This is a genomic window from Xenorhabdus miraniensis (genome assembly GCF_002632615.1).
The window spans coordinates 1-1,371 of sequence record NZ_NITZ01000077.1 but is presented as its reverse complement, the minus strand read 5'-3'; the positions used below and the strand labels follow the sequence as shown (position 1 = coordinate 1,371).

Annotated in this window: 1 protein-coding gene and 1 pseudogene; both read left to right on the top strand. The window is 47.1% G+C overall.

The features are described 5' to 3' along the window. A pseudogene (locus Xmir_RS22085) lies at positions 1-444 on the top strand (transposase); the annotation flags it as partial. Between the two features lie 278 nt (positions 445-722). After that, the gene (locus Xmir_RS22080) at positions 723-1,292 is read left to right on the top strand and encodes an IS110 family RNA-guided transposase (RefSeq protein ID WP_208620484.1); all 570 of its coding nucleotides are present in this window, start codon (positions 723-725) and stop codon (positions 1,290-1,292) included. The last annotated feature ends 79 nt before the right edge of the window (positions 1,293-1,371 follow it).

The window sequence follows — 1,371 nt, the reverse complement described above, 5'->3', positions numbered from 1 at the left end:
AATTGAACAAGTGGAAAAACAACTAACAGCGTGGGCAAAACAGAATGCCGATTGTCAGCGGATCCTGAAAATTCCCGGTATCGGTGTCCTGATTGCCACGGCAGCCGTCGCCACAATAGGCGATCCCAGCGCATTTCGGTCGGGCAGGGAATTTTCGGCCTATCTGGGTCTGGTACCGAAACAAACGGGAACGGGGGCCGGGTCAAATTACTGGGGATCAGTAAACGGGGAGATACCTACCTGAGAACGCTGTTTATTCACGGTGCCAGAGTGGCCACCTTACTCACGAAAACCCCGCTGCCGTGGGTGACAGGATTGAAAAAACGCCGTCCGGTCTGTGTGGCGATTGTGGGGATGGCCAATAAGCTGGCTCGCACCGTTTGGGCATTAGTCGCTCATCAGCAGGAATACCAAAAAGATTACGTCAGTGTCAGACCTTACTGAGGTGTTTCACTGATCAACTTTCACTTTTAACGACAAGGATGAATGCAGAAAGATTGCTAAGGCAATAATAATGATGACAAAGACAGGTAAGACCATGACTTGCTAAACCTGAATGGTCGCCAGAGCGTCAAGCTCGTCCGAGGAATGAGGAGCAAGACAGCGGATTACATCGAGGCCCGCGGCATCGGCTGCAATAAGGCTGATGTTATGGACTCCCGCTCTCCAAGGAATAAGATGAGGGAGCATTCATAAAACTCAGTCAGCTTTGGGAGGAAATTATGTCTAATCTCATCATTGGTCTTGATATTGCTAAAAATGTTTTTCAGGTTCATGGAACAGATCCTCGTGGTATGACCCTCCTTCGACGGAAATTACGTCGAAATAATGTATTGAAGTTCTTTTCGACTCTTGATCATGCACTTATCGGAATTGAGGCCTGTCATAGTGCACATTATTGGGGACGAGAACTGACAAAGTTGGGACATACGGTTCGTTTGTTGCCTGCACAATATGTTAAACCGTTTGTTGTCGGTGGAAAAAATGATGCTAATGATGCGGCGGCAATCTGCATAGCGGTTACAAGGCGGGATATTCACGAAGTGCCCATCAAAAGTGCAGAGCAACAATCGTTGCAGTCAGTACACCGAGTACGAGAAAGGGCCATTCAGGAAAGAACGGCTAAATCGAATCAGATCCGTAGTTTGTTTTCAGAAGAAGGCATTATATTTCCAACAGGGCTGGCATCGTTAAAAAAAGGTATCGCCGAGTTTACAGAGAACGGTGAATCAAGCATAACCCCCATCCTGAGAAGACTGGGGAGAATGTATCTTAACCCGAATTCCGTTTAAGCCGTCATTGGAAAATCGTCTTCTGAGTAGAACACTTTCAGTGATGGCTTCTTCCATTTAAGGCAGTAAGCAATCACCC

Coding starts and splice junctions, on each gene's coding strand:
- Xmir_RS22080 (WP_208620484.1), top strand. CDS start 723: ATGTCTAATCTCATCATTGGTCTTGATATTGCTAAAAATGTTTTTCAG.